The 26,828-nt window shown below is 32.8% G+C and carries 22 protein-coding genes and 4 pseudogenes; 10 read left to right on the forward strand and 16 right to left on the reverse strand.

What is annotated here, in order from left to right; genetic code table 11:
• Window positions 1-185: 185 nt before the first annotated feature.
• The 8 genes and pseudogenes from ACIQXN_RS12865 to ACIQXN_RS12900 all read right to left on the reverse strand — a co-directional run bounded on the left by ACIQXN_RS12865 (window position 186) and on the right by ACIQXN_RS12900 (window position 7,458).
• Entirely contained in the window at window positions 186-1,430 is a 1,245-nt protein-coding gene (locus tag ACIQXN_RS12865; RefSeq protein ID WP_402966933.1) for an MFS transporter, read from the reverse strand.
• Between the two features lie 147 nt (window positions 1,431-1,577).
• The gene (locus tag ACIQXN_RS12870; RefSeq protein WP_402966935.1) at window positions 1,578-2,579 is read right to left on the reverse strand and encodes a LacI family DNA-binding transcriptional regulator; all 1,002 of its coding nucleotides are present in this window, start codon (window positions 2,577-2,579) and stop codon (window positions 1,578-1,580) included.
• Between the two features lie 145 nt (window positions 2,580-2,724).
• Window positions 2,725-3,561, reverse strand: coding sequence for an SDR family oxidoreductase (locus tag ACIQXN_RS12875; RefSeq protein WP_402966937.1), 837 nt, complete (start codon window positions 3,559-3,561; stop codon window positions 2,725-2,727).
• Window positions 3,558-4,634 (reverse strand): mannonate dehydratase, encoded by a 1,077-nt coding sequence (uxuA, locus tag ACIQXN_RS12880; RefSeq protein ID WP_402966939.1) that lies wholly within the window; start codon window positions 4,632-4,634, stop codon window positions 3,558-3,560. Before uxuA ends, ACIQXN_RS12875 begins: the two co-directional genes overlap by 4 nt.
• Window positions 4,635-4,646: 12 nt before the next feature.
• Window positions 4,647-5,267 carry a bifunctional 2-keto-4-hydroxyglutarate aldolase/2-keto-3-deoxy-6-phosphogluconate aldolase gene (locus ACIQXN_RS12885; protein ID WP_402966941.1) on the reverse strand — a complete coding sequence of 207 codons (621 nt, stop codon included), beginning with the start codon at window positions 5,265-5,267 and terminating at the stop codon, window positions 4,647-4,649.
• A gap of 11 nt (window positions 5,268-5,278) precedes the next feature.
• Window positions 5,279-6,298 (reverse strand): zinc-binding alcohol dehydrogenase family protein, encoded by a 1,020-nt coding sequence (locus ACIQXN_RS12890; protein WP_402966943.1) that lies wholly within the window; start codon window positions 6,296-6,298, stop codon window positions 5,279-5,281.
• A pseudogene (locus ACIQXN_RS12895) lies at window positions 6,295-6,426 on the reverse strand (ureidoglycolate dehydrogenase); the annotation flags it as partial. The pseudogene ACIQXN_RS12895 and the gene ACIQXN_RS12890, both read right to left, overlap by 4 nt.
• A 76-nt stretch (window positions 6,427-6,502) precedes the next feature.
• Window positions 6,503-7,458: pseudogene (locus ACIQXN_RS12900) on the reverse strand (sugar kinase).
• 404 nt (window positions 7,459-7,862) lie between these two features.
• On the opposite strand from ACIQXN_RS12900, the gene ACIQXN_RS12905 reads away from it, so the two are divergent.
• Both ACIQXN_RS12905 and ACIQXN_RS12910 read left to right on the forward strand, forming a co-directional pair.
• Window positions 7,863-8,774 carry a DMT family transporter gene (locus ACIQXN_RS12905; RefSeq protein WP_402966945.1) on the forward strand — a complete coding sequence of 304 codons (912 nt, stop codon included), beginning with the start codon at window positions 7,863-7,865 and terminating at the stop codon, window positions 8,772-8,774.
• A gap of 429 nt (window positions 8,775-9,203) precedes the next feature.
• Window positions 9,204-9,482 carry an RNA polymerase sigma factor gene (locus ACIQXN_RS12910; RefSeq protein ID WP_402966947.1) on the forward strand — a complete coding sequence of 93 codons (279 nt, stop codon included), beginning with the start codon at window positions 9,204-9,206 and terminating at the stop codon, window positions 9,480-9,482.
• Window positions 9,483-10,052: 570 nt separating this feature from the next.
• On the opposite strand, the gene ACIQXN_RS12915 is transcribed toward ACIQXN_RS12910, so the two are convergent.
• Window positions 10,053-10,199 (reverse strand): SDR family oxidoreductase, encoded by a 147-nt coding sequence (locus ACIQXN_RS12915; protein ID WP_402966949.1) that lies wholly within the window; start codon window positions 10,197-10,199, stop codon window positions 10,053-10,055.
• A 440-nt stretch (window positions 10,200-10,639) separates the two neighbouring features.
• Here ACIQXN_RS12915 and cyoE point away from each other — a divergent pair, with 440 nt between their 5' ends.
• On the forward strand, window positions 10,640-11,539 hold the full coding sequence (cyoE, locus tag ACIQXN_RS12920; RefSeq protein WP_402966951.1) for a heme o synthase: 900 nt from the start codon (window positions 10,640-10,642) through the stop codon (window positions 11,537-11,539).
• Window positions 11,540-11,989: 450 nt separating this feature from the next.
• On the opposite strand, the gene ACIQXN_RS12925 is transcribed toward cyoE, so the two are convergent.
• Entirely contained in the window at window positions 11,990-12,907 is a 918-nt protein-coding gene (locus ACIQXN_RS12925; protein ID WP_402967131.1) for a DNA/RNA non-specific endonuclease, read from the reverse strand.
• A 558-nt stretch (window positions 12,908-13,465) separates the two neighbouring features.
• Here ACIQXN_RS12925 and ACIQXN_RS12930 point away from each other — a divergent pair.
• Together ACIQXN_RS12930 and ACIQXN_RS12935 are read left to right on the forward strand one after the other, a co-directional pair.
• The gene (locus tag ACIQXN_RS12930; protein ID WP_402966953.1) at window positions 13,466-13,834 is read left to right on the forward strand and encodes a DUF1878 domain-containing protein; all 369 of its coding nucleotides are present in this window, start codon (window positions 13,466-13,468) and stop codon (window positions 13,832-13,834) included.
• A gap of 118 nt (window positions 13,835-13,952) precedes the next feature.
• The gene (locus tag ACIQXN_RS12935) at window positions 13,953-14,408 is read left to right on the forward strand and encodes a hypothetical protein (protein ID WP_402966955.1); all 456 of its coding nucleotides are present in this window, start codon (window positions 13,953-13,955) and stop codon (window positions 14,406-14,408) included.
• A gap of 88 nt (window positions 14,409-14,496) precedes the next feature.
• Here the strand turns inward: ACIQXN_RS12935 and ACIQXN_RS12940 are convergent, their stop codons facing one another.
• The 5 genes and pseudogenes from ACIQXN_RS12940 to ACIQXN_RS12960 form a co-directional block, all read right to left on the reverse strand.
• On the reverse strand, window positions 14,497-15,000 hold the full coding sequence (locus tag ACIQXN_RS12940) for a hypothetical protein (protein ID WP_402966957.1): 504 nt from the start codon (window positions 14,998-15,000) through the stop codon (window positions 14,497-14,499).
• 307 nt (window positions 15,001-15,307) lie between these two features.
• Window positions 15,308-15,892, reverse strand: a pseudogene (locus ACIQXN_RS12945) (recombinase family protein).
• A 317-nt stretch (window positions 15,893-16,209) separates the two neighbouring features.
• Window positions 16,210-16,377, reverse strand: a complete 168-nt coding sequence (locus ACIQXN_RS12950; RefSeq protein ID WP_402966959.1) for an AbiU2 domain-containing protein — start codon at window positions 16,375-16,377, stop codon at window positions 16,210-16,212.
• A 154-nt stretch (window positions 16,378-16,531) separates the two neighbouring features.
• Window positions 16,532-19,774, reverse strand: a complete 3,243-nt coding sequence (locus ACIQXN_RS12955; protein WP_402966961.1) for an NACHT domain-containing protein — start codon at window positions 19,772-19,774, stop codon at window positions 16,532-16,534.
• A 31-nt stretch (window positions 19,775-19,805) separates the two neighbouring features.
• Window positions 19,806-20,546: a hypothetical protein gene (locus ACIQXN_RS12960; protein ID WP_402966963.1), complete on the reverse strand. Its 741-nt coding sequence runs from the start codon at window positions 20,544-20,546 to the stop codon at window positions 19,806-19,808.
• A 567-nt stretch (window positions 20,547-21,113) separates the two neighbouring features.
• Here ACIQXN_RS12960 and ACIQXN_RS12965 point away from each other — a divergent pair.
• The 5 genes and pseudogenes from ACIQXN_RS12965 to ACIQXN_RS12985 all read left to right on the forward strand — a co-directional run bounded on the left by ACIQXN_RS12965 (window position 21,114) and on the right by ACIQXN_RS12985 (window position 24,638).
• Window positions 21,114-21,374 (forward strand): DUF3987 domain-containing protein, encoded by a 261-nt coding sequence (locus ACIQXN_RS12965; RefSeq protein ID WP_402966965.1) that lies wholly within the window; start codon window positions 21,114-21,116, stop codon window positions 21,372-21,374.
• A gap of 13 nt (window positions 21,375-21,387) precedes the next feature.
• Window positions 21,388-22,085 (forward strand): annotated as a pseudogene (locus tag ACIQXN_RS12970) (DUF3987 domain-containing protein).
• Window positions 22,086-23,183: 1,098 nt separating this feature from the next.
• Window positions 23,184-23,501 (forward strand): DUF771 domain-containing protein, encoded by a 318-nt coding sequence (locus tag ACIQXN_RS12975; protein WP_402966967.1) that lies wholly within the window; start codon window positions 23,184-23,186, stop codon window positions 23,499-23,501.
• A gap of 207 nt (window positions 23,502-23,708) precedes the next feature.
• Window positions 23,709-23,897, forward strand: coding sequence for a tyrosine-type recombinase/integrase (locus tag ACIQXN_RS12980; RefSeq protein ID WP_402967133.1), 189 nt, complete (start codon window positions 23,709-23,711; stop codon window positions 23,895-23,897).
• A 3-nt stretch (window positions 23,898-23,900) separates the two neighbouring features.
• A complete protein-coding gene (locus tag ACIQXN_RS12985) occupies window positions 23,901-24,638 on the forward strand; it encodes a tyrosine-type recombinase/integrase (protein ID WP_402966969.1) in 738 nt (245 codons plus the stop codon).
• A gap of 115 nt (window positions 24,639-24,753) precedes the next feature.
• Here ACIQXN_RS12985 and ACIQXN_RS12990 read toward each other — a convergent pair whose 3' ends face one another.
• Window positions 24,754-26,457: a DNA integrity scanning protein DisA nucleotide-binding domain protein gene (locus ACIQXN_RS12990; RefSeq protein WP_402966971.1), complete on the reverse strand. Its 1,704-nt coding sequence runs from the start codon at window positions 26,455-26,457 to the stop codon at window positions 24,754-24,756.
• Window positions 26,458-26,828 lie beyond the last annotated feature (371 nt).

Raw genomic sequence — 26,828 nt, forward strand, 5'->3', positions numbered from 1 at the left:
AGAAAACTTGCGCTGTAATCTTTTCTCACTTCAGTCAAGGCCTTTAAGAAGCTATCGGTATCGTGTTAATCATGTTTCTAAATATGAAATAGAATCCATTAAAGCCAAGAAACTATTTGCAAGATTATCAATTAGAAGTGTCCTCATTTCAAAATGCCAATGGGAGACACTTCTATGCTATCAATCTATAACACAGGTTTTACAATCGGGCGTACAAAGCGAATGACTGCTAGCGATGCAATTACAGCTAACCCACCTGCAAGCAAGAATGCAACGGTGTATGTTCCAGATGTATCAACAATGTAACCTGTTAAAGTGGGCCCGATAATTCCAGCTGTATTGGCCAGGAAATGCATGAATCCACCAACCGACCCAACATTATCAGGGTCTACAACATCATTTATAATTGCCCAATAAATAGCACCTGTCAAATACAGGAAGAAAACTGAAAGTGCTACCAGTGTAACAGCGCTCAATGTTGTCGATACTAATCCCGCAAATCCGATACAAACCGCCGACAGGAATAGACATGAAACAAGCACAAGCTTACGTGAGAATAAAACCCCTTTTTTAGCAAACTTTTTATAGAAATAATCCGATATGAATCCTCCTAATGCAAGACCAATAAACCCGAAAATCCATGGTATCACTGTTATGATACTCATATTTTCTACACTTAATCCGCGTGCATCGACCAAATAGCTTGGGAACCATGTTAAGAAAAAAAACAAAATATAGTTATAAGAGAAAAATGCAAGAGCTGTAAATAATACAGTTTTTTGCTTTAAATAAAAGGTAAATTTCAATTTTCCTTCTGTCGTTGCCGCTACATATGGTTTTCCTGTATTTACTTCATCAACTGATTCTTTTGGTTTCTCCTTGGCAAATTTCCACCAACAAATAGCCCATATTAGACCAATCACCATGATAGCTATAAATGAAACTCTCCATCCATATGAGATTGCTATAAAACCAACTATTGGTCCCGCAATCGCACCTCCAAGTGGGGTCCCACTATTCGTCAGACCAACAACCGAGGCCCTCTGATTGGATGGAAACCAGTTATTCACCATTTTATTGATTGTAGATGCGAGAGGCCCTTCTCCCATCCCAAACATAATACGAATAATAATCATACTTACAAATCCTACAGCCAATACAAGTGCACCGCTGAATAGGGACCAAACAATCATTGCCACAAAAAGTGTTAGCTTTGCTCCATATTTATCAGATGCTACTCCACCAAGAAAGTTAAAGATGGCATATCCAACAGAAAAACTACTAAAGATAATCCCCATCTGAGTTGCTGTTAAAGTTAAATCATCTTGAATGAATGGGGCTGCGATGGATAATGCAGACCGATCTAAATAGTTTATTACACCCGCTAAGAATAAGAAAAGAATGACCATTCCTCTACCTTTAGAAAACATATTGAACCCCCCTATGAAATTATAAATTTTTATTTTTGAAAACGTTTTCACTTACCGTAAAATATTCTAAAAATTCCGAAAAATTACGATTCATTTCAGTTAATTTCAAGTGGAAAAGTGCTAACTTTTCCACTTGAAGTCTAATAGCTAGCAAGAATCCCTTGACATCAGACTTGGTTTCAAACGATGTACACTTGTATCTTCTATACCAGTTTTATTGATTTGACTAAGCAATAACTCAGCCGCCTGGTTTGCCATTTCAATTGCTGGTTGATTAATAGTCGTTATAGTTGGTGTATAGAAGTTTGCGTATGGGACTTCGTCAATTCCTATAACTGCAACATCATCTGGAATATTCATGTTGTGTTTTTTTAAATATAGTAAAACTTCATTAAGCACAATATCATTTCCTGCCAATATGGCCTGTGGCGGTATTTTTAATTCGAAAAATTCTGAAAGGGCAGTAGGAATTTCTTCTGCATTCACAGCTTTAATATAATCATGATTAAATGCTATGCCATGTGATTCAAGAGTTTCTTTGTATCCTTTGATCCGTTCAAGTCGTGGGCTGATATTACGGTATATAGAAGTCGTTATCATCGCAATGTTTTCATACCCTTTTTCTACAAAACAATCAACCGCTAACTTAGACGCAAGCTGATTATCAAGCATAACCGTCGCAATATTTAACTCTTCTATCGACCGGTCCATAAATACGATTGGGAATTGATCACTCTTCATATGTTTATATAAATCAAGATTATCCCCTGTGGGGAAAATGATAATCCCATCAACTTGCTTTGCTCTTAGCATTTCTATATAATTTTTTTCCTTCTCTGGATTATCATCTGCATTACATACAATAATATGAAATCCGTGTTTATAAAAATAGTTTTCTATCGCACGGATAATTTGAGTTGAAAATGTATGAAGAATATTAGCAACCACTACTCCTACAGTAAAGGTAGACTTTTGTTTTAAACTACGTGCTAGAATATTAGGCTGATAGTTCAGCTCTTCAATGGCCTCATGGATTTTTTTTCTCGTTTTTTCACTCATATACTCGTAGCGTTTGTTTAAATATTGGGAAACTGTACTTTTCGATACTTTTGCATGTTTGGCGACATCAGTAATTGTAATGGCTTTCAATTCATTCATTCCTGTCATGTGTAATCATTTCTTTGGTTATCACTATCCATCTATATGTTTTATTATATATAGAAATATAATATACCGAAAACACATTTCCCCTACCAATAATGACTATTACATTATTTTAAAGATAATATTCGATTCACACACCTGAGTAGGCCATAAAACCTCCATCTATAGGAACAGTTATTCCTGTTACAAAACCCGAATAGGACTCATCAACAAGCCATAATAACGTACCAAGTAAATCTTCAGGCTGACCAAAGCGCTTCATCGGTGTTGCAGTCATAATATTATGGGATCTTGTAGTTAAACTACCGTCTTCTTTAAGCAATAGATCTCTATTTTGCTTCGTTATGAAGAAACCTGGAGCAATCGCATTCACCCGTAAACCAACCTCCGCAAAATGAACAGCCATCCACATTGTAAAATTATTAATCGAAGCTTTGGCTGCACTATATGCCGGAACCTTAGTCATAGGAGAGTAGGAGCTCATGGAAGAAATATTTACGATAGCTGGCGATTCCGCCTGTAGTAAATCTTTCCCGAAAATTTGACTGGCCAAAAATGTACCAATGAAGTTACTGTCAAAAACTCGAGAGAATCCATTCTCATCCAAATCGAAAAAAGATTTTCCTTCGGTTTCATCCCCATATCTCTCAGGATCTGTAATGGCATCAGGATGATTACCCCCTGCACCATTAATTAATAAGTCCACTCGTCCAAACAATTTTTTAATTTCCCCTCTTGCACATTCTAGTGAACTTCTATCCAAAACGTCTGTTACTATGGATATGGCGGTGCCGCCTTTCTGTTCAATGAGATCTACCACTTCTTGACCTTTTTCTTTCGTCCTGTTCAATATAGCTATTTTGACACCGTGACGTGCTAATTCTATAGCCATTTTGGAACATAATACACCACTGCCGCCAGTAATTACCGCTACTCTGTTTGTTAAGTTTTCATGGATTGGAATCATGATCGTCCTCCTAATTTTGTAGCTTCATATGCATCCCATAGCCCAAGTAAGTACATGATTCCAAGAGATCTATCATATAAACCGTATCCAGGACGACATTGCTCTCCCCAAATGTGACGGCCGTGATCGGGTCTTACATAGCCAGTATAATTTTGCTCATTCAATTCTTTAACAACACCCTGTATGTTAATCGATCCATCCTGTGTATAATGCGATGTTTCCACAAAATCACCATTTTCATAGATTTTCACATTACGGATATGCGAGAATGGAGCACGATACGCATATTTTTTAGCTACTTGAACCATATCATTTTCAGAATTCGCCCCCATCGAGCCTGTACACATCGTAAACGCATTCGATGGTGAATCCGAAATCGAGATCAATTTTTCATAACTCTTTTCTCCAGTGATGATTCGTGGTAATCCAAAAATGGACCATGGTGGATCATCCGGGTGGATTGCCATTTTAATGCCGCAAGCCTCAGCAACTGGTAAAATTTCTTTAAGGAAAATTTCTAAATTCGCCCAGAGTTTTTCTTCATCAACGCTTTTATATGCCTCGAATAACTCTGATATTCGGTCCATCTTTTCTGGTTCCCACCCTGGCAATGTTAAATCTGACGCTTCTGCAACTGTACGAATTAATTCTTTTGGTTCTAATGTATCGACTTTTGCTTTTTCGTAAAATAATGCGGTTGAGCCATCTTCTAAAGGGTGGAACATTTCTGTCCGAGTCCAATCAAATATCGGCATGAAATTATAACAAATTACTTTCACACCGAAATTTGACAAGTTTCGAATTGTCTCTTTGTATTTCTCGATATACACCATACGATCATCATTGCCTAATTTAATTGATTCATGAACATTTACACTCTCTACCACATCCGTATGGAAGCCAAAAGATTGGATGTAATCGATTTCTTTTTGTATTTCTTCCTTTTCCCATACTTCGCCAACTGGTTTTTGGTGCAGTGCCCATACAATACCTTTCACTCCAGGAACTTGTTTAACCTGTTCCAAGGTTACAGTATCATTGTTTTTTCCATACCACCTAAATGTAATATTCATCATGCACCTCCATTATTTTTTTGATTTTTGAATGTATTTACTACTTAATTCTACTACTGCTTCATAACCACCCATCTGATAGGCTTTGTTCAGGTCACTTCCAATTCCTGTTGCTACTGCTCCTGCTTCCAACCAAGCATTTATGTTTTCCAAGTTTATACCTCCAGTTGGCATGATTTTCACATTGGGTAGCGGACCATGTACGGATTTAATGAAAGAAGGGTCAAAGTTGTTTGCCGGAAATAATTTCATAACATCGCAACCCGCTTCAAAAGCCATTGCGATTTCTCGGACTGTCATACATCCAGGCATATACGGAATGCCATATCGGTTACAAAGCAACGCAACATCTTCGACAAAAAAGGGACTCACAATAAATTTAGCTCCGGCTAATATTGCATGGCGTGCAGTTTCTGAATCCAATACAGTTCCTGCTCCTAGAAGTGCATCTATGTCTTGCAACTCTTTAAAGGCATCTCCTATTTGTGGGGTGGTATATGTCAGTTCAATTGCCTGTATACCTCCTTCCACAGCTCCTTTAGAGATCTTTATGGCTTCCTGTGCATCATTGCCACGAATAACAGCTACGATTTTTGTTTCAAATATTTTATTTAATATTGAATATTTATCCATTTTCTCACCCCTTAATTAAATACAATGATCGCTTTTCTAACCTGTTCTGGATGGATTTCAACAAAATTAAATGCTTCTTGGACGTCATCAAGCGAAAATGTATGTGTAACTAAACCTTCATGGCGCAGTTCCCCTTCATTTAACAGACTAACCACTTTTGGAAACTGATTGGTTTGCAATCTAGATCCTTTTACTGATACTTCCTTCTTGGTAATTGGAAGTTGGGAAATAGCTGCAGTACGCTCATCAAAACCAAGCACGACAATTCGTCCCGCTGTAGAAACCACATCGAAAGACAATTCAAAAGTCATCGGTAAGCACACTGCATCAATGACAACATTAGCCCCTTCGCCGTTCGTCCATTCCTCTACATGTTGTCGAACATTTTCACTACCTGCTAGTACGATGACATCTGCCCCGTTCTCTTTAGCAAATGCCAGGCGCTCTTCACTTAAATCCGTAATCATTACAGATGCACCTTGAAGCTTGGCCATCTTTAATATAAAGATTCCGACAGGTCCTGCTCCTTGGATAAGGACCGTATCACCTTTCTCGACCTCACCTCTCCAAACCGCTTGAGCACCGATTGTATAAGGTTCAGCTAAAACTATTTCTTCCCAAGCTAAATCAGCATCCACAACATGTAGTTGCTTCTCGGGGAGAACACACCATTCCCTCATCCCACCATCTTCATGTACACCAAAAACGGATAACTTTTCGCAGACATTTTGCCGACCTTTACGGCAAGCATAACAATCTCCGCAATAACGGATGGGCTCAATGACAACGTGATCTCCCACCTTAATGTCAGATACCTCTTGACCAATTTCCATTACTTCTCCTGCCACCTCATGGCCAATAATACGCGGTAGTGTGGCAAGTGGATTTGTTCCATGATAAATATGCATATCAGATCCACAAATCCCGACTCTTTTCACTTTAAAAAGGACATCTGTTGGGCTTGAAATCCTAGGCTTTTCTATTTCCTGAATGACTAGTTCATTTGCTTTTCTTACTTGAACCGCTTTCATAACTTCACCTTTTTCGTAAGAAATTCGTATACACTTGACGCTATCGTCATACCATTTTTAAGGTTTGTTTCTTCATGAATTTGTTCAATTTCACCCGGCACATATACTCGATCAAACCCCGGCGCCGGTGCGGCCTATTGGAGATTTCGTATAACTCTCATTCCCTTTAAAAAGGGACTACAGGAAGGATGTTCGTTCACCACTTTACCTTTCAATAACAGCTTCGTTCTTTATAAAAGCCCATACCTCATCTAAATACGGTAATCCTTCGTTGTCACCCGATACAGTTGTGACAAGAGCCCCCACTCCATTTGCAAATGTCAATCTAGCATCGATAGATAGATCATTGAGATATCCGTAAATATATCCGGCATCAAAACCATCTCCTGCACCAACCGTATCTACCGGATTTACAGGGAAGGCTTCTTTTTTATGCCAAACACTTTTTGCGTACACTTTTGAACCATTTGCTCCTTCCTTGATGACAAGCTGGCCAATCTTATTTTCGGTAGCGAATTTCTCCAATGATTCTTCAGAGTCATTTCCAATAATCAATCGGATTTCATCTGAACCTGCTAGTAAAATATCAGTATATGGAAAAATTTCCATAAAAGCAGACCTCGCTTCTTCAATAGACCAAAGTTTTAGGCGGATATTCGGATCAAATGATAATGGGATATCTTTTTGTTTTGCAATTTCAATCACTCTCATTGCTATATCTAGATTTTTAGTGTCAATAGCTAAAAAAACACCCGTAAGATGGACAAGATCAATATTCGCAAACATCTCTTCTGTAATATCCTCTGGATTAAGCGTTAAAATAGGTGACTGATGTCGATAATAAAAGGTTTTTCCTGAGCCATCCTCCCGAATTTCTTTGAAATTTAATGATGTTGGATATTCCTTTACATAAACAACATCACTCACATCGACACCTTCTCCTCGAGCGAAATTATAAATCACCCGGCCAAATTCATCTTCGCCCAATCTACTTAGCCACTTTGCATGCATACCAAGCCGAGCACAACCGATGGCAAAATTAAGTTCAGCTCCTCTACTTTACGCTCAAAGCGGGTTACAAACCTTAAAGGTCCAGTTTCTTCCGGATTTAACGTAATCATGGCGTCACCCAATGTAAAAATATTAAATTTTGCTAGCAATACAATACCTCCTTATTGAACATTCACAAATAAAGGGTAATAGATTTGATCATATCCACTAATTCTTGTCCTACAAAACCGGTTTAGTTTTTTACTAAACCGGTTTTGTAACCTTATAATGGAATTCTAAATGAAAGCACTTACAAAAACAACTATAAAAATAAGACTATTTACAATTTTATTTTAATTTTAATTTTTCAGATTACATTAAGTGTTAAGATATCTTAATATTGTTTAGAGTCACCCACCTATATATTAGGTATAGACATCCATTATTAGTAAAAATTTGATTGGAACAAATAACGTACTCATCTTCAGTTTTTAGAAATTATCATTTTTACTTTTTTTAAAAAAAAGTTGTATAATAGGTCAATTATTAAATAAGTTTGAAGGGTTGTTTTGATATGAGTTATTTTAAAACCTACATTTTACTTATTGGAATCATGATTACTTGGGGTTTCAACGTATCTGTTATAAAAATTTTAGTTGAACACATTCAACCTGTGACTATTACTTCTATAAGAATCTTTACAGCATCTTTAATAGTCTTTTTAATTCTAGGAATTCTTGGTCTCATTCGTCTACCTAAAAAATCTGAGGTTTTTTATATTTTTGGAGGAGCCCTTTTGAGTGTCGTTTTTCATCATTACTTTTTGGCAGAAGGGTTAACAAAAACTTCAGCTACGAATACAGGATTGATTTTGGGTATGGGACCTTTATTGACAGCCATTTTTTCTATGGTGATTTTTCGCAAAAAACTTACATTCATTCGGGTTCTAGGTTTTATTTGCGGGGCTCTTGGTGTAAGTTTTACGGTCTTGGCGGGAAGCGGAGGCATCCACTCTATTAATCTAGGTGATTTTGATATTTTACTCTCCATTCTTTCACAAGCGCTAAGTTTTATCCTGATTTATAAAGCTTCAAAAACGATGGACCCTCGGCTATTAACGGGTTACATGATGTTAATTGGGTCATTTATTCTATTTGCCATTAGCCTCTGGAAGGAACCACATGGTTTAGCTTCAATCTCATCTGCTTCTTTTTCTATCTGGGTAGCTTTCTTTTTCTCAGCGGTTTTTGCTACCGGAATAGGTCATATGACCTATAATTATATCATTGGAAAGGTTGGAGCTGCAGAGTCCTCTATCTTTTTAAATTTCAATACCTTTTTTTCTTTAGTCGGCGCGGCTATTCTTTTGAATGAAGCAATAGTTCCAGCACATTTTTTTGGGCTTATCTTCATTGTTACAGGAGTTTTACTTGGATCGGGAGCATTAGAAATATGGTTACTTCGCCGGAAAAATAAAGATATGTAGTTTCTAGCTGCTCATCATAAATTGATTATACAAATCCAGGTTCTGTTCCCTCCGGCTTAAATCGGAGAGTCTCTTGCCAATCACTTGTTGTTCTGTTAAAAAAATATGAAATTATAGATTAAAAGGAAAAGATTATTCCACCTAGTCATTACGAAGCAACCTTTTAGAAAAGGAGACGTACAATTATCATTGGAAGTATAGTCATACCGTCCTAGTTTATTCTCTATAGAAAAATGGAAGAAAAAACTTAATTATACCTAATAAAAGGCCAACAAAATTCTATGAGATCTTGTTGGCTTTTTTAGCTGCAAATATACTAATTTCTTAAACCTTATTCTGTATAAAGTTCTGTTACTTATGATATTACGTTTTCCTTCTATAAAACTAGGGTACATATTGCCTATAGCAGCATAGAAATGAGGTGTTATATTGGATACAAAAAATGAAATTGTTACTCATTTATTAGATAAAGATACTGAGTATTTCAGGAAATTATACTCTGATCATGAAAATATGCTAAAGAGTATTGCCTTAAAACTGAATGGATCTAAGATATATTCAGAAAACTTAATTTCAGAAGTTTTTAAAGAATTGTGGGACTCCCCTCAATACTTTAAGGCCTCTAGCGACACGAAGATATCTACCTTTCTCATGAAAAGAGTCGTTTATAATCATGTATATTATCAACGTTATCTTAAAAAGGAATAATAATCGCACAAATGTCTCCTCTACTTCACCATATTCTCTTCATCCATAAAATTAAATCGATTTTATGTAGATTCAACAGAACTTTTTCGATTTTGAAAAAAAGAATATATTTGCATAATATAACATTTCACTTAGGAAATTAAATCCATCAAACAACAAGACCTTTGGTTTGCAGAAAAAAGGGTTAGGAAGTATTTTGATTCCTAACCCTTTTGAATTTTTTAGAACGTGTCGTGATAATTTGTTTGTATACAAACTATTCTTTTCTTCAACTGGACCAGCTACATGGTAGTATTAGTCCTAAAAACATAATAAAGCACAACTCCACTTCAGAATTGCTTGCGTCAAATGGGAATATGCAATAAGATTTAAAGATTTCATCTGAAAATTCGCTTGCATAATCATTCACTCTTTTTATAGGTCAGAAATCATTCCACCATCTACTACAAATTAACTCCAGTCGAATAGCTAGAATCATCAGATATAAGGTACACAACTAAATTAGATACTTCCTTTACTCCCGCTCTTCTTCTTGGAGGAATATCTTGTTCAAGTTGTTTTTGATATTCTTCAACATCTGTTGGTCGGCCATAAGAGTTTTAATGATTCCGGATGTACCGAATTCACACGGATGTTGTATGGTCCAAGCTCTGCAGCAGCACATTTTGTAGCATGTTTAGAAGCACTATAAGCGATGGCAGTTGGAGCACTTACCAAACCATCTACTGATGAAATTTTAACAATAGAACCTACGCCAGCTTTTTCCCTACAACTTCTACCCAGTTCTCTTCACTTGCAACATCTAATTTGAGAGCGATTGTATTATCTCCCAATTCCGTGGCTAGTTTTGACAGTATCTCTCTTTATTTCGTTACCTTTATTACGATTACTACTTTAAAGAAGTCACTAGGTGCACATTCTATACCAATGGATATCAATATGTATTTTTGTCGATATCATTTCGTTCCGCTAACCCCTAGTAAGCAATCTATACAGTAAAACAAAGAAATGGATAAAGTTCATCTATATTTTTAACTCATTAGACACAGACATGATATAATTAAAAATGATTGTAGAAAAGCAATATTATGATGGAATTTAGCTAACCTTATAGGTTATATTAGTTCTTGTGAATAAAAGAGGAGCTACAAAATACAATGAAAAAGCAATCACAGATGACCTTATGGGCTCAAGTAGTTAAAACAGGAATTATTAAGTCAAATCTTATTCCAATGATAGCAGGATTAATGCTCGCTTTATATACGTATCAATACAGTTTTGTAGATAACGTTTGGAATGTAGTTTTTGCATTTTTAGGAACAGCTGCCGTTATAGCCGCAGCTGGTGCATTCAATAACATTTACGATCGTGATATTGATGCCATTATGGCTCGTACAAAGGTTCGCCCGACCGTTACAGGTGCCATATCGATTAAAAAAGTTCTAGTAGCTGCCATTTTACTACTAGTGATCGGGTTAATTTTGTTGTACTTAAACTCTCCATTAGCATCATTACTCGGTTTTTTAGGGGTATTTTTCTACGTTGTCCCTTATACAATGTGGACTAAACGCCATACTATCTGGAATACGGAAGTTGGGAGTATTTCAGGTGCCATGCCTCCCTTAATCGGTTGGGCATCAGTCGCTCCAGATATTTGGCACCCAGCATGCTGGGCGTTGTTTTTAATCATGGTGATTTGGCAAATGCCTCACTTTTATGCGATTGCCATCCGTAAGGAAAAAGATTATGCTGCAGCAAATATTCCAATGCTTCCCGTTGTCAAAAGTGGAAAACGGACATATATTCAAACCAACTTCTATTTGATTTTATTGGTGCTATCCAGCTTTTTATTTCTACCACTAAGCTTAGGTCTCACTTTAATTTCACTTATCTTAGGCCTAATTTGGTTAGGGCTTAGCTTATTCGGACAACGTAAAACCGAAATGAAAATTTGGGCAAATAAAATGTTTATATTTTCCTTAGTACACATGATGGTCATCTACTTTACGGTAATTATCTATGCTTCAATCGGGTTAATTTTAAACGCATTTGAATGATTGTACTTTACCCACATACTTCTATATGGTCGAGTTAACTTGTTCTCTAGTTTGGTATACCGACTTGATTCTTTGAAAGAACTTAAAAAAAGGTTATTTATTAGAAATAAATAAACAGGTGGATAATATGAAGTAGTTTCATCTGTTATATGGTCTACACAGAGAACTACAATCAATAAGGTAAAATAAAAAACGGGGTTGTCCCAAAAGTCAGGATAATGACTTTTAGGACAACCCCGTTTATTTTTATTGAATTTATGTACTAAAAAATCGCCCTTTTGCATTGAAGTTACTAGACTAAAGCCTTCTGCCAGTGAAAAACAATTATATTTTCACCGTATAAATTTTATAAATGATATCACCATTACCTTAAGTTGATCCTGTACAGCTCACTTGCAAATTGCCAATATCAAAAATGTCCTTTCATCAAATACTTTACCTCAAAAGTGCTTACTCACCTACCATACCGTCATTATCGGTATCACGCATATAGGGGTATAACCAATGATCCCTCGTTATGGGCATACTGAAACCTGCTTCTTTTGCTTCTTTAATCGTAACTTGTCCATTTCCGTTAGTATCAACACTAGAAATATCACCGTTTTTATTGGAACTCGTTGAATTTTTATTTGATCTATCCGAATTAGAAGGTTTGCTGCCTGTTAAACCGAGTGATGCATTTACTTCATCAGGGTTTCCATTGTCAAATGAATCAACAATCTTGTTGCCCCTCAAAGTATAGGTGTATTGATAATGTGAAGGAATCTGCGTTTTCGAATTTGGATATGTAATAATCGACTCAAAATTAGTGGCTCCACCTGCACTGCGTATCGCGTTCTCCATATAAGCTTGGTCACCATGGCGGTTAAGTGTACTATCTTGTGGGGTAATATTATATGCATTCGATACCCCTCCGAGTGAATCAGCGATGATATGTCCTTCATCTAGAACATCGCTTTCGACACCTGGAACTTTCGCCTCATCCGAATAGTATCTTCCAGACGATGTTACAGGTTCGTTACGGTCATCTTGTAAAGTGATTTCGTCAGCAATGACACGTACTAGTTGCCCATATTCATTAGTAAATGCCCAATATTCACGGTCCCCATAGCCAATATCAACGACGACGTTGGGTTCACGATGTCCAGACAAATCACCACCATCAATTTCAATACGTTTGTATCCTGAGAACTGTTCATCATTTGGTTCGGTTGTTGTTTCTTCAACTATGGATCCGTCAAGATCCGTATTGATAGTCTCTTCCTTTATACTATTTTCATCAGGATTGACTGTGGTTACTTCTTGTGAATCTGTATCTCCTTCTGTAATGGTTGCATGTTCTTCGTTCGTGCAACCAACCATAAACATAATCGTTAAAAGTAATGCTAAATAACTTGTTATCCTTTTCACTTTTAGGACTCCTTATAATAGTATAATAACTTTAATAACTTAATAACTTAATAACTTAATAACTTAATAACTTAATAACTTTAAAAACATTTAATTGTATCTTATCACATAATGTTATTCTATTTTTCTTTTCCTCTGTACAATTCACCCGATAACTCACGTACAAATTCACATACTCAGCTAAAATTATTTCCGTCAGTGTGATTTAGGATAATTTTCCACGCAAAAAAAAACATAGAAGAACCTTATGACAGGCCTAAATAGGGATTACCACGATGATAAAAATTAAATTGTTTAAATACTAATATATGGAGTAAGGAATACACAAAGAAAAATCCTAAGAACAAATATCAAATATTCTATTTTGAGCATACAGAAAAATTGATTAGAGCTATTGCGGAACTGTCAGGACATAAATATATGGAATCAAAAGCTTATGGTAATTATTCGGAATGATATTTATAGATATTTTTTCCTGTAAAATATATAATAAATGCTAGATTGGAGGCGTTATATATGAACAGACCAGAAATGAGTTTAGAAGACCGTTTAGATTTTATTGAATATAGACAACAACTGCTATTTTCAAATACTCCTTATGACCGACTTTTATTCGAATTTAATATTACAGCTAATGAAAACCAAGCGATTGGCGATTTATTTGAAAGTTACCGTAAGAAAATTGGTGAAAAGCAAGAAGTGTTTAGTCACCAATTTGAATCGGAAATGTTTGAAATTGTGCCACACCTTCATGGAAATTATCATTTTGTTGAATTTATTACAAAAGAATTGCATGAAGAAAGACGTTGGGAAGAAGTTTTTGTCGCATTGTACCGCGAAGATCCAAAGTTTCAAAGTTACATGAGTAAAAAAAGTAGAGTTTAATACCCTACTTGGTCGCACTGCTTACACGTAGTGCGATTTTTCTTTATATATGCACAGTTCTATTATTTGGTAGAAACACCAATACTAATGTCGTATGATATAAGTTGGAGGTGATAATATGAGCACAGGTGATATCATTTTAAGTATTGTAATAGGAATAGGTACTGGTTTAATTTCAGGGTATGTATCAGGTTCTTTAGTTACAAGTAAATTTAATAAAAAAGACAAAGAATTAAATTGGAAAAAAGAATTAAGCGAAGAAATACAACAAATGGTGCGATATTTAGATTTGGTGGAATTAGAATTAAGCTTTATAAAAAAACAATTATTAAATGGTCAAACAGTAGATTATACATATTTGGATAGAATGTTGGTTGACGAACCTAGAATGCCAAGTTTCAAAGAAGATAGACTCACAGAGGTATCTACAAAAAATATAAGTAGTGCAAGAAAATTAATAAAAGAAATCAAAAATGCTAATGAGTCTAATGAAATTGATGAACAATTCATAAAAAAATTAGATAGTAGACTTATTAGAGCTAAAATAGACGTTTTAAGTATTGAACCTAAATAAATTAAACATTGATAAAACACCAAGTGACCGAGCTTGGTGTTTTTATTTTGTATTGATTATTCCTATAAAGTAAATAAAACACCGCTCATCACGTAGACGAACGGCTATTTCTTATGTTCCCAAATTCTTTTCGAATGTTAGATATAATTCTCGCATAGGCAGCACCTAAAAACCATTTATCTTCTTCTTCGGCCCCATCATAGGACATTCTTTCATGTATACCATCAATATAATCAAAATCTTTTGCTGTGTCATTATCTAATAAATGATAAATTTCATATAAAATTGGCTGAATATGTTCTATAAATTTATCGCTGTACAATTCAGTTTGTCCATTGTGATGGTCCCATTCACTAATAATATGTACACTACTTAAATGCAGTATCTTGTTGTAAGCTCTAATTTTAATCTCTTGATTCTTTTTATGTTCTTCATTTTGTATTTTTTCACGTTCAAATTGTTGTTGTTTTTCGATACTACGCCTTTGAACAATATATGTAATGAATCCACCAACTGTTACCCCGAGCAGTGATGCTATCAAACTGTTACTAAAAATATTACTTACAATATCAACGAAATCTTGCCAAGTCATTCTATCACCCCACTTATTATAATACCAAAAAACAATCATGATTTATCAACAAATTTCACACAAAAAAGTTGATTAGGTACCTTTCTTGTCAACAGATGTTATCTTGGTCCTTTCATCTTAAACACATTTTTTTATAAGGCAGGGGCGGGGATACTCTTTTTTCAAATTCTTGCTTCTGGGAAAATCTTTTTACTTACCAACCTGTCCCTGGTCCTTCAGCCCCTATTCAAATAAAAAGTAGATCCTAGGGGCTTTGTTGAGCAAACAAAAAAGGGAGTCCGATTCTTGGCACCCTATTGTTTGGTATTTAATTAAATTGTTCATACTCTTTTACTTTTTTATAGAAAGTTCCCTTCTTCATTCCAACATCATTCATTAATTGTACGGCAGTGATTTTCCGCGCTTTCCATTGTTTGTATAATATATCCCACGTTTCAGGTAGTTGTATTGTTGGTCGACCTAAATCTTTCCCTTTTGCTTTTGCTACTCTATTCCTTCCGATTGTCTTTGCTTAATATTGTTTCGTTCTTGTTCCGCCATAGACGTATATACTTCAATAATTATATTATTAATCATATTAAATACCCATTCTTGACCTTCTGGAACATCTTGCATTGTTGTTGGCAAGTCAAGGATTTTAACTCTGATACCTTCACTCTTGAAATATTCAAGGTATTGTTTAATCAATTCCTTGTTCCTTCCTAAGCAGTCAATGGATTTGATATACAATGTATCGCCTTCACTCATTGCTTTGAGCAGATTTTGTAATCCATCACGTTCCATATCTTTTCCGCTTGCCTTGTCGCTGTATACATATTTTTCATTTGATAAATATTGTTTTAATGCTTCATACTTGTCGGTCTAAATTTTGCTCCTTGGTCGATACACGAATATATCCATAACTTCGAACTTTTTATGAGCAAGAGAATGATTTCTTGTTTATCACGATGAAAGGTACAACAATTAACACAAGTAGTACTAATAATGCCATCTCAAAGCAATTAAATAAATATGCAAAACGGTATGATGTGCAAATGATTTATCTCTCCAGCTTATTAAATTACTTATAACTGAGTCTAATTTACTTAAATCTTCCTTAAAAGATTTGACAACTTTATAATTTATATCAGATTCCCTTCCTAATTTACGTTTTGTTTCAATATCATTTAAGAAAATTTTTGTATGATGTTGTTCAATAAAATTTAACAGTTAAAAAATGCTACGGCTCTTTCTACCTGCTGGTTCATATAATCTAGCTAGTCCCATTATAGTAGAATATTGAAATGAATTTATTGTTAATTGAAAAAATGCAGGAGCCTTATTCATAACTCTGAGAAATGCTTCATCAGAGGTTTTGTTTAATAAATGTTTATGCAATAATCTATAACTATTTATTTCATATAATTCTCCTTACAAAAAATGCAAATCACTTTCAAACTGATTTATTACCTCAGATTGCACATAATCACTCCATACTTTTTATTAATTACTTCAATTTTTAAACATCTTTTTACTAAGAACTTTCAAATAATTATATCCCTGATATTGAAATAAACTTAGCAAAACTTATATATATATCATTATAATCTATATCTGCTTGAATATATTCATCTAAAAAAGTAGGTACATTCCCTACCATTTCAAATAAATTCGAAGGCATTTCTATACTATAAATCTTACTACATATTGCTGCATGTAAAATAGTCTGCACATTATTTAAAAGTATTTCTTGATTAAAATGTCGATATAATTCTAACTCACTAAAGGCGTTATGAAATCCATCTGGTAAACTAGCTACTTCTATTGGTAATAGACCCTCATTGATAACGAATTGTATATCTTGTTTAGTTAAATAACCCTTTTCATAATTGCCAACCATATCACTATTGTCACTAGAATCTCTTTTGTTAGTTATTTGAAAAATTCCTTCGTACCCCTTAAAATCTCCAATATTGAAGCTTTTATTTTGTACCCATATTTTGTATTGATATTTTTCTAGTACTCTTAATACCTCATCTGAATAAATTGAATATAAGATATTATTTAACTCGTGATATTCAATAGTTTTACTATAGTTATGTGCGCGCAACGTTTTAAAAAACTCTCTCTCGACAAGTTCAAAATTCAGCACATTTATTTTATCGGGTGTTAATTGAAAAATATCCAAGTTTAAACCTTCATCCTTCGAATATATTTCTTTAATAAAATAACTAAACTCTTGATTATTTAAATTATCTACATAGTAATCAAGAATATGCCTTATTCCTTTTTCTGATTTAGATTGGAGTTCTTTAATTATTTCAACACTTTTTTCGTTTTTCAAATATCCTTTTCTTTGAAATAGTATTAATGGCTTCCAAATATTATGGACTGTATAATCTTTCCTTGCATAATAACTCGTAAATAATTTATAAATAGAGTCCATATCTATATATTTTTTCAAAAATAGGTTTAGCCTTAAATAATCTTCTATATAACTTATTAATTGAAAAGAATCTTCTTCTTTGTAATGACTGGTAAATTCTTCTAAAGAAAGATTTAAAAATTCATTTTCCTCTTTTAATAACCCTAATGTCTTTAATTTGTATTTTATAGATACCAGCACGGATTGAATAAATAGTTCCCGATGACCATATTCTTTAAAAATTTTTCTTATAAATAAAGTTATATCTTCTTCCTGATCTATATAATCATGTATTTTTTTCTTCCATATCTCAAATTCTGATTTTTTTGGAACCTCATTAATATAAAGGGCTACACATATTTTTTCTAATAAATTCTTAAAATCTAATTCACTACTCTCACTTAATAACAGTTTCACCTTGTTAAAATCAACATTAGCTTCTAATATATTGAAATATTCATCCTCAACTTCAAGTTCTTCCATGATGTTTAAATAAAAATTTGTAGTATCGTAGTGATTATTAGCTTCAGCTATTTCTAAAGAAGAGTAATTTCCCTCTTTTACAAAAAATAACATCCCAAAAAGATAACCGGTACTTGTAATATCATCTTCTGTGTAACCATTAAATAATAAGGAATTAATATAAATATATAAAAACTGTTTTAAATTAGAGATGTGATCCCTAGCTAAAATATTCACAATTAAACTAAAATCATAATAATTCTTTACTGTTAATTCATTAGGGATAATGTTTTCGAGTGTAACTCTCAGTTGACTGTAAAACTCCTGAACCGCTTCTATATCAACTGTTCCTTTAACCCAGTTATCAAAGAAATGAATATCTGCATATGTTCTTGTAATTTGTAGCTGTTCCTTTACATCAAAATTAAAATGTAAATATCTATTTATAAATTGTTTTTCCCCCGACATAATAGATTCATATACCTTATATTTAATATCATTCGCAAATCGTTCAATATTCGCATTTCCAGATAAAGACATTCTTAAATAAGTATTCAAACTATCATGCAATAAGGATATCCTATTTAACTTGATTTCAAATAAGTAAGGATGCTCATCTATTATCTGATTAATAAACATTGAAAAAGGTCCTATTAAAGTATCTATCTCTGATCTCATAAAATATGAATTAGATGTTAGGAACAATCCCAGAGTCTCTTTATTACTGTACTTCTCTGTAATGACATCATAATATTCATTGACAGTTTCTAATTGAGGTAAATCTGGTATATTTTTATTGATTTTATAAGAGTCCGCTACAAACTTCACTAAAATTGGATAACCTTGAGTTATTTGGAATATTTCTTTAGATAACAAATAATCAGATAAATGATATTGTTCATTCAAAAAGATACACGTTTGGTCAAAATTCCAATTTTGCAATCTATATATTTCCCACTTAACACTATATTTTAATGGTCTAGAAAGTATGACTACCTTAACGCCTCTATGTTCCATACTCTCTATAAATTGAATATATTTATCTAATTCATATGGATTATAATTTTCTACATGATCTAGCCCATCTATAATTAGAGTAGTATTATTTGCTATTAATTCAGCAGCAATTTCAGCACTATCCTTTTTAACTAGCTTATTAAAAATCTCCTTTATTAAATTACCTATAAAATTATTGTAACGTAATCTATTTTGATAATCATAGTCCTGATTAGATATCCAAAATCTATAGAATATTTTTTCTCCAATTACTTTCAAATTATTTACCAAATGGCTTTTTCCAACACCGGGCTTTCCCTCAATAAACAAAGTCTTTTGATTAGAAAGATGGAACTCGCCCACTTCAATAGTAGGATCCACTAATTGATTAGAATAGGTTTGTAAAGTAGGTAATTCATAAAGACTAATTACTAATTCTCTGTCATCAAATCTTTTTTCAAAAAATGATTCTAGAAGTGCTATCCTTGGTAAATCTATTTCATAAAGTTCTTCCAACTTTGCTCTAATTTCTTCTCTTGATAAAGAAACTATGTAAACATTGTCAATCAAATAACTTGGCAAACCTAATATTTCCGAGTTAGATTCTATATCGATTTTCTTAACAAAAATAATATTTTCTGTAGCTGCGGTTGCATGTGGACTAGATTTTATTTTTGCTACTCCATCACTTACGGTAATATCAGATTCTCTTACTTCTTTAAAATCTTTCATCTGGCAAAACGTTTTAGTAGCATCTTTATTAATAATTACTAAATCATCAAATTTGTGTTCCACATCAGCTTCTATTTCTATTCCTAGAATTTCTTTTTCTACATCCATTAGGGCTAAAATATAAAAAGCCACAAGTTTTTGATATGAATAACCAATTATAGAATTTTTCGCAGTTTTCAATTAGAACATCCCCTTATGCCTATCTAAAATCTCAATTTAATCTAATACAATTTTTTCGAATAAATTCGAAGCTTTTTTGATATTTAAGTCTATTTTCTTCAGACATACCATTTAAAATCACATAAACTTTGATACCTTCAAAGAAACATAATTTAAGTGTTTGACAGTTGAATCCATCAACTGGACTAAATTGATACGTAAATATTTTGGGATTTTCACCTAAAACTTTTGTTCCCCAATCAACAGCCTCTTTTTCAATTAGATTGATTGTTTTATTAGTAAAATCCATAGCCTCTTTATAATCTTCATTATTGAATATTTCCGAAACAACTCTTATTTCACCTTTATATGGCTTATTATTTTCATAAAAATATAAACCTCTAGCTATTGCTTCAAATGCATAAGCTAATTTTTTATTATCTATCTCAATTATAGAAACAGGAAACATGTTATTCCCAAGATCTATCATCTTACTATGTTTAACATTTAATAAATTCTTATTTCGGGAGAGAGTTCGATTTAGTTTAGTTTTTGTTTGAATAAAAGCTAACCAATTATTTCCAACTTTACTTGTTAATGTAGCCATTAAATACTCGTCCAAGCTAGATTTTTCAATATTATGTAAGTCACATGAAGGAACTTTAATTAAATTTTTTCTATAACTATCTTTGTAAAAATCTTTTATATCTTTATCTTCCGGAAATATACACTTAGGAGGAACATGTTCCATAGACACTGCGGTCTTACCACACCAATAACAAATCCCTTGCATTATACTAGATACCTCCAATAAATTAGAATCTCTTCAAACTAGTTATTATCCAAAATTATACATAAAAATGATGTATAAATCATTCACCAAAATAAGTTATAATTATTTATTCTTCCCTCTTCGAATATAAAAAACTTGCAGCTATACTATTTCAAATCATAAGAAATAAAGAATTTTATACAAACAATCTAGGACTCTATTTAATCGATTAATCCAATATAAAAAATTTGCTTCACCCTATTCAAACGAGCGAAATCAAAAGCTATACTATTTCAAATCGTAAGAAATGAGGAATTCTAACAAGCAATTTAAATATCGATTTGATCAAAAAACAATTAACAAACAAAACTTTACTATCGAAAGAGGAAAAAAAATGAACAAACAAGTATTTTTAAAAACCAAGAAAATCCACAATCAAATATCGGAAAAAGTACGCAACTATTTTATGAGCTTTATCATGCAGCCAACCCTGAAGTACCACAGCATCACTGGGAAACACCTGTCGAGTTCGACAAATACAACTTACCAAACTTTAACGTCTCTATCTTTTCTAAAGAATTTCAGGAAATGATTTTAGCCGTTTCAGAATTCAATAAAACGCCTTTAGATTTAGCAGCATTTTGTGCCTTAGGGGCGCTTTCAACAGCTGTACAAGGGAAATTTGTTATTCAACCTTGGGATGGTTGGCAAGAGCCTTTAAACTTATATTTGGCTTCCTTATTGCCATCTTCAAGCCGAAAATCACCTGTATTTAAAGTGATGACTGCTCCAATTAAAGATTACGAAACAGCTTTAATGAAACAAGTACAGTCTGATAATAAAAAATAAATTTGAATTAAAAATAAACGAAAAACGCTTTGATAAGCTTGAAAATGAATATCTTAAAAGCGGCAAAAAAGAGCTTCTATTAGTACTAGAAGGATTACGTAATGAACAACAAGAATTAGAAGTAAAATCAGAGCCGATTGTCATTGCTGACGCCTTTACAGAAGAAGCATTAATACGCGATTTAAAGAATAATAATGAGCAATTAGCTATTATGTCTAGTGAAGGCGATTTGTTCGGGAAACTAAAATTCGATCGTCTAGACCAATCGAAAATGGCTATTTACTTAAAGGGCTATAACGGGGAGCTTTTACGAGTTAGCCGTATTACACGTGATGGAGAACGTTTAGAAAGTCCAATTTTACTATTTGTATTTCAGCCCAACCAGCAGTCATTCGAAATACGCCTGCAAAGCTAGTTGATCGAGGTATAATACCACGATTTTTCTCTATTCCTTTTGATGGGATTGGATATCGTGAGTGTGATATAGGTACTCCTATTAACGAAAAGATTAAAGAAGATTATTCACAATTACTCACTTCATTATTAAACTTAAAACAAAAAAATAAAGCTCTCCTTTTATCTCAAGAAGCTATAAAAGAACTAAATATTTTCCCCACAGCTATAGAAGCTGAGTATTTACATGACGGCATTTTTTCGAAGCAATTGAAGGAGTGGGGAGGCAAATTCGTAGGACAAATTCTACGTAAATAACTCTTTTTGAAGCTTTAATTCTCTCGTCATTTCTGTAATTGATTTTCCTTGATTCAATTTTTCTATTACATTTTGTATTTTCATGTATGAAACTCCTTGTAAATTGTTTTAAATATTCTACAAGGTAAGTCAGAGCATTTTAAGAGGCTTTTTAAATTTATCTTTATTTTAACTATTTGTAAGCTCTATAAAATCAAATATCATTAGAGTAATAGATTTAGTTCTATTTGTAGTTCTATTTGTAGTTCTATATTCAGTACTATAGCTTTCCTTATAACCACAAAACCTCCGAGAACTTCATTTGCTCAGTAATATCAAATTTCATTACAGTACCATTTTTGGTGCCATAATGTGGTACTACTCTTGTTTTCACGTAGCTACATATTAATTAGTGGGCTTTAATTTCAACATATATCTTCCGCAAAAACCTTGAGATATTAGGCTTCCCTCCTACTTTCAATGGCACATTCAACGTACTACCCCAGCGGCTCTCCCATCATTAAATATTCTTTCGTAATTTTTCTGCAATGAAATTAGGTAATCTAGTACGCTTTAGTATAAATCTATGTACTAACTAAAACGTTGATATTAATAGGGGTAGATCCATCTTAGTACTCTTTCTGACCTTCTTAATATATCAATTCAAATTATGTATATATTACATTTAACATCTAAATTACATATTATTTAGTTCAAACGTTATTTGTGCGGATTACTTCTGCTGCACAATTGTTCGCATCAATACGCACAATCAAGTAAATCCAAAGGCAATTCAATTAGATTGTGCCGCATAAAATACAAACCTTGATTTAATAACGTTTTCATTTATCTACTTATTATCCTTTAACAGAATTGACCTCAAACATTTCACCTATAAATCCAATTGGATACGTCACACTATCTATTGTGCGTGTCACTTATGCCGCACAAATATTACAAGATAAGTCTCCATTTCATCATTATGTTGCTTCCGCATTATTAACCAATAAATAATTTTAATATTTTTTTCAAATGCACCTTAAAATATTAAAAATCATCGGCTATTATATTTCAAATCTATTTAGATTCTTAATTTATGAAGATATTGGAGTGTAACTTATGCAACAGATGACGGTAAACTTAACAATCCCTATTCCAACAGATTCGGTATTAATTACAAGGGTCGAGTATGAACAGTTGAAAGAATTACAACTTGAAGGCGTTTATTGGACAATGCGCGATTTAGAAAAGCGGTTTAATAAAAAAAAGGAATGGATTAAAGATCATATTTTATATAAATCTCAATTCCGCAAAAAACTAGATTCACGACTTAATGGATTTGTCTATTATCCTCAAGGAAAAGGCGAAGTATGGTCATTCCAAGCGAAGAAAATGGCGAAGTTTCTAGAAGACAATTTCAAGGATATTTTTAAATAAAGGAGTATTTCAAAATGGCGAGTATTATTGCACGACAAAATAAGCATGGCAAAGTAACATCATATGGCTTCTCAGTGAGCAACTACCCTCACCCACCAGTTCGCTTATGTGGGCTATTATAGACGCAAAAGAAGTTGAAGAAAAGATTAAGGAAGAAAAAAAGCGACTTAAATTGCTAAAGGTCGGTTATGAAAAAAACGTACCTTTATCAATGCATTTGAGAAGTGGATGAATGAAAACAAGTTGCATCTTCATCCTAAAACTATTCAAGCATATATAAATACAAAGGGGAAAATTGAAAATCATTTCAAAGATACTCTCTTAAAAGATATTACGAAAGAAGCTTATAAAGAGTTTTTAAAAACATTTGATTATTTAAATCAAACGACAAATTAAAAAATGCATAAGCACATTCGCGAGTTTGCAAAATCAGCTTTTGAAGGCCAGCTCATTACTTCTAACTTTACTACCGATGTAACTGTAACCGGTAAGAAATCAATGGCTATTAAACAATACTTAACGACCGATGAATACGAGCGTTTCACTCGATTTATGTACAATGCTAAAATTGATTTGAAGTTGAAATTGATGATTTTAATTCCTTTATTAACTGGGACTCGATACGGTGAATTATGTGCAATTTGCTGGGACGATATCGATTTCGAGAAAAACTTAGTTCATATCCATCGACAGTGGGACTATGTGAAGGGCGATGGATTTACAAGCTTGAAAGATCCATTACGCTATAAAAATGAGGGTGACATAAAAAAACGTTATTTGCCGCTATCTGATCAGCTTGTTGAATTACTCAAAACATATAAAAGTTCACCTGAATATACAAGTAATAAGGAAGGTCGCTTATTTTATAAACATGGTACAAACGCTCAAGCGTTAAGTAATAGCGCTTATAATGACAACTTAGACCTGCTGCTTTCGAAATTAAATATTCTGCGCATTACATGTCATAAATTACGACATAGCTATGCAACTAACCTAGTGAAGCTTAAAATTTCTAGAGAAGCAATTCAGTATTTGATGGGGCATGAAAGTTATGAGACGACAGAGAAATATTATGTGCATTTAAATGAATCGCTTTTCAAAAATGAGTTTTTAAAATTAAATTCAATTTATTATTAATGTTTAATTACTAATTGAATTTAATAAAAAAAGGTCTCTTAAAGAAGATTCATTCTTTAAGAGACCTTTATCATATGCCACTTAGTTACTTCAGATATTTTTCTTACTATATATATTATAAATAATATGACTCATTCATATAAGCATTAACTTGAAATTCTTCATATACTATTTTTATATTTGTCTGCATTTTCTCTTGAATTTTTGGAAATATATCATTTATTTCATTACAGTCTTCTTCTAAAAGATAAAATTTTAACGCTTGTAATTCAGACATCGTTAAATTAAAACATTTTATATCCACTATTTCTTGTCTATTCAATTCCCTTAACTTCTCTATCAACGTTTCTATTTTCACTTTAGGAATTCTGGGCTTCATAGTAGGAATTAAATTGATATATCCGTCTTCAGAAATTACCACTATTAAGCAATCGTTTTGCTGAGTTTCTAAATATCTTATTGCCGAATTATATCTTGCGCCCCTAGACATATCCCCATTATTTGATGCTACACCATCTAATATAACACCCAACGCTACACATTCACCATTTGGATTGATTAATATAGCTCCATCTATGGATGTTACGTATTCAATTAAGTTAGAATCTATTATTGTTTCATTTATTTTTAGACATTGATTCCCCAATCTCGTAGCTTCTTCTTTAGCATTACTTGAAATAACAACCATCGTTCCATGCTTTTGTTTAGAGGCACTTATAATAGTTGACCATACTGTTTGGATGTTTTCATCACTAACATCTTTAAAGATTCTAAAAAAAGTATCTTTAAATTGGTCATAATCAATCTTTTCAATCGGTAATTTAGGATTACCATATTCTACTTCCATTAATACTTCATCCATATTTACTAATTGCCATAAATAATGCTTTACAAATTTAATAATAAAAATACTTTCTGTTGCTTTATCATAGTTTGATAATTTTCCTAATCCATACACTGTATCACCGTCTGATAACAAATAAACTTCATCATTAGTCATCTCTAATAGTTTTCTTATAGTACGATGCTGTTTCAAACTAATAGGCTCTTTAAATTCAATTAATTTATTTATATATTCACTGTTTACTTTTCCAATTAGTATTCCCCCCTTAGACTCAGCCCCCTCATAATACTGCGATGAAATTATATTAAAAGATTCGTATAAGTTGAAGCTACCTTTAAATTGAAATAATAAATTTTCTAAAAATACTTTCGCTCCACCTTTTATAAATTCTTCGGCAGGCCTTCTTATAGCTCTTTCTTGACCAATATCAGGGATATTTAAGACTTCTGAACTTGCACTTAAAAACTCTTGAATAGTAGCTTCTAAATAAGATTTATATATTTTGTATCTATCGCTAAATTCTTTTGTTAATTTAGGGATCTTACTTAATCCATGCTTTTCTAAATGCAATACAATAAATGTAAAATAACCATTCACTTCTACTGGCTTTGCTACAAAAAATTGATTATTACAATATTTTTGGTTAAGTTTTTTTTCCATTTCTTTTGATTTCAGTAATAATTTCAAGCCTTCATGATACTTTTTTTCTGCATATGAATCACTAATTAACATATGCGAAGTTGTCTGATATGCTAATTCAGCATTTTTTAATATATCGATAAAGTCATTTTCTTGAAAAATCGAGTCTACGGTTACTATATCTATCCCATTAGGATTGTTTGGATATTTTTCCTTGTTCCATAAACCGATAACTGATACTTCGGCTTTTAAATCGGAGTTAATACTGTTAAAAATATTTTCAGCTAAAACATTTATTGATATTTGAAAATGTGGTTGAAACCCCCAAATATACATTCACTCACCTCTAAATTTAGGATTAATTACTAAATAATCCATTATATAAAATAATTCTACTATATGTTTAACTAAGATTAAATTCAAAAATACTACATTTAAATCGAATTTAACAAATAGGATTTCTTAAGCTAAAGTAATTTCGTCTTAAAGATAGGAGATATAATATGGCAAGCTACACAAAGCGCGGCAAAATTAGACTAGGTAAATGGTGTTTTAAACCCTACTAAAAACTATCCTCTAGAGAAATACTTTAAAAGCTGGTATGAGACTTTTAAGACGGATATATCCAACATTACACTCAACTCATACAAAGCTACACACGGTAAGCTTCTAGCATACTTTAAGGATCGCGCAATTAAACAACAAAT

Source organism: Peribacillus sp. NPDC097295 (genome assembly GCF_044761665.1).
Taxonomy (GTDB): Bacteria; Bacillota; Bacilli; order Bacillales; family DSM-1321; genus Peribacillus.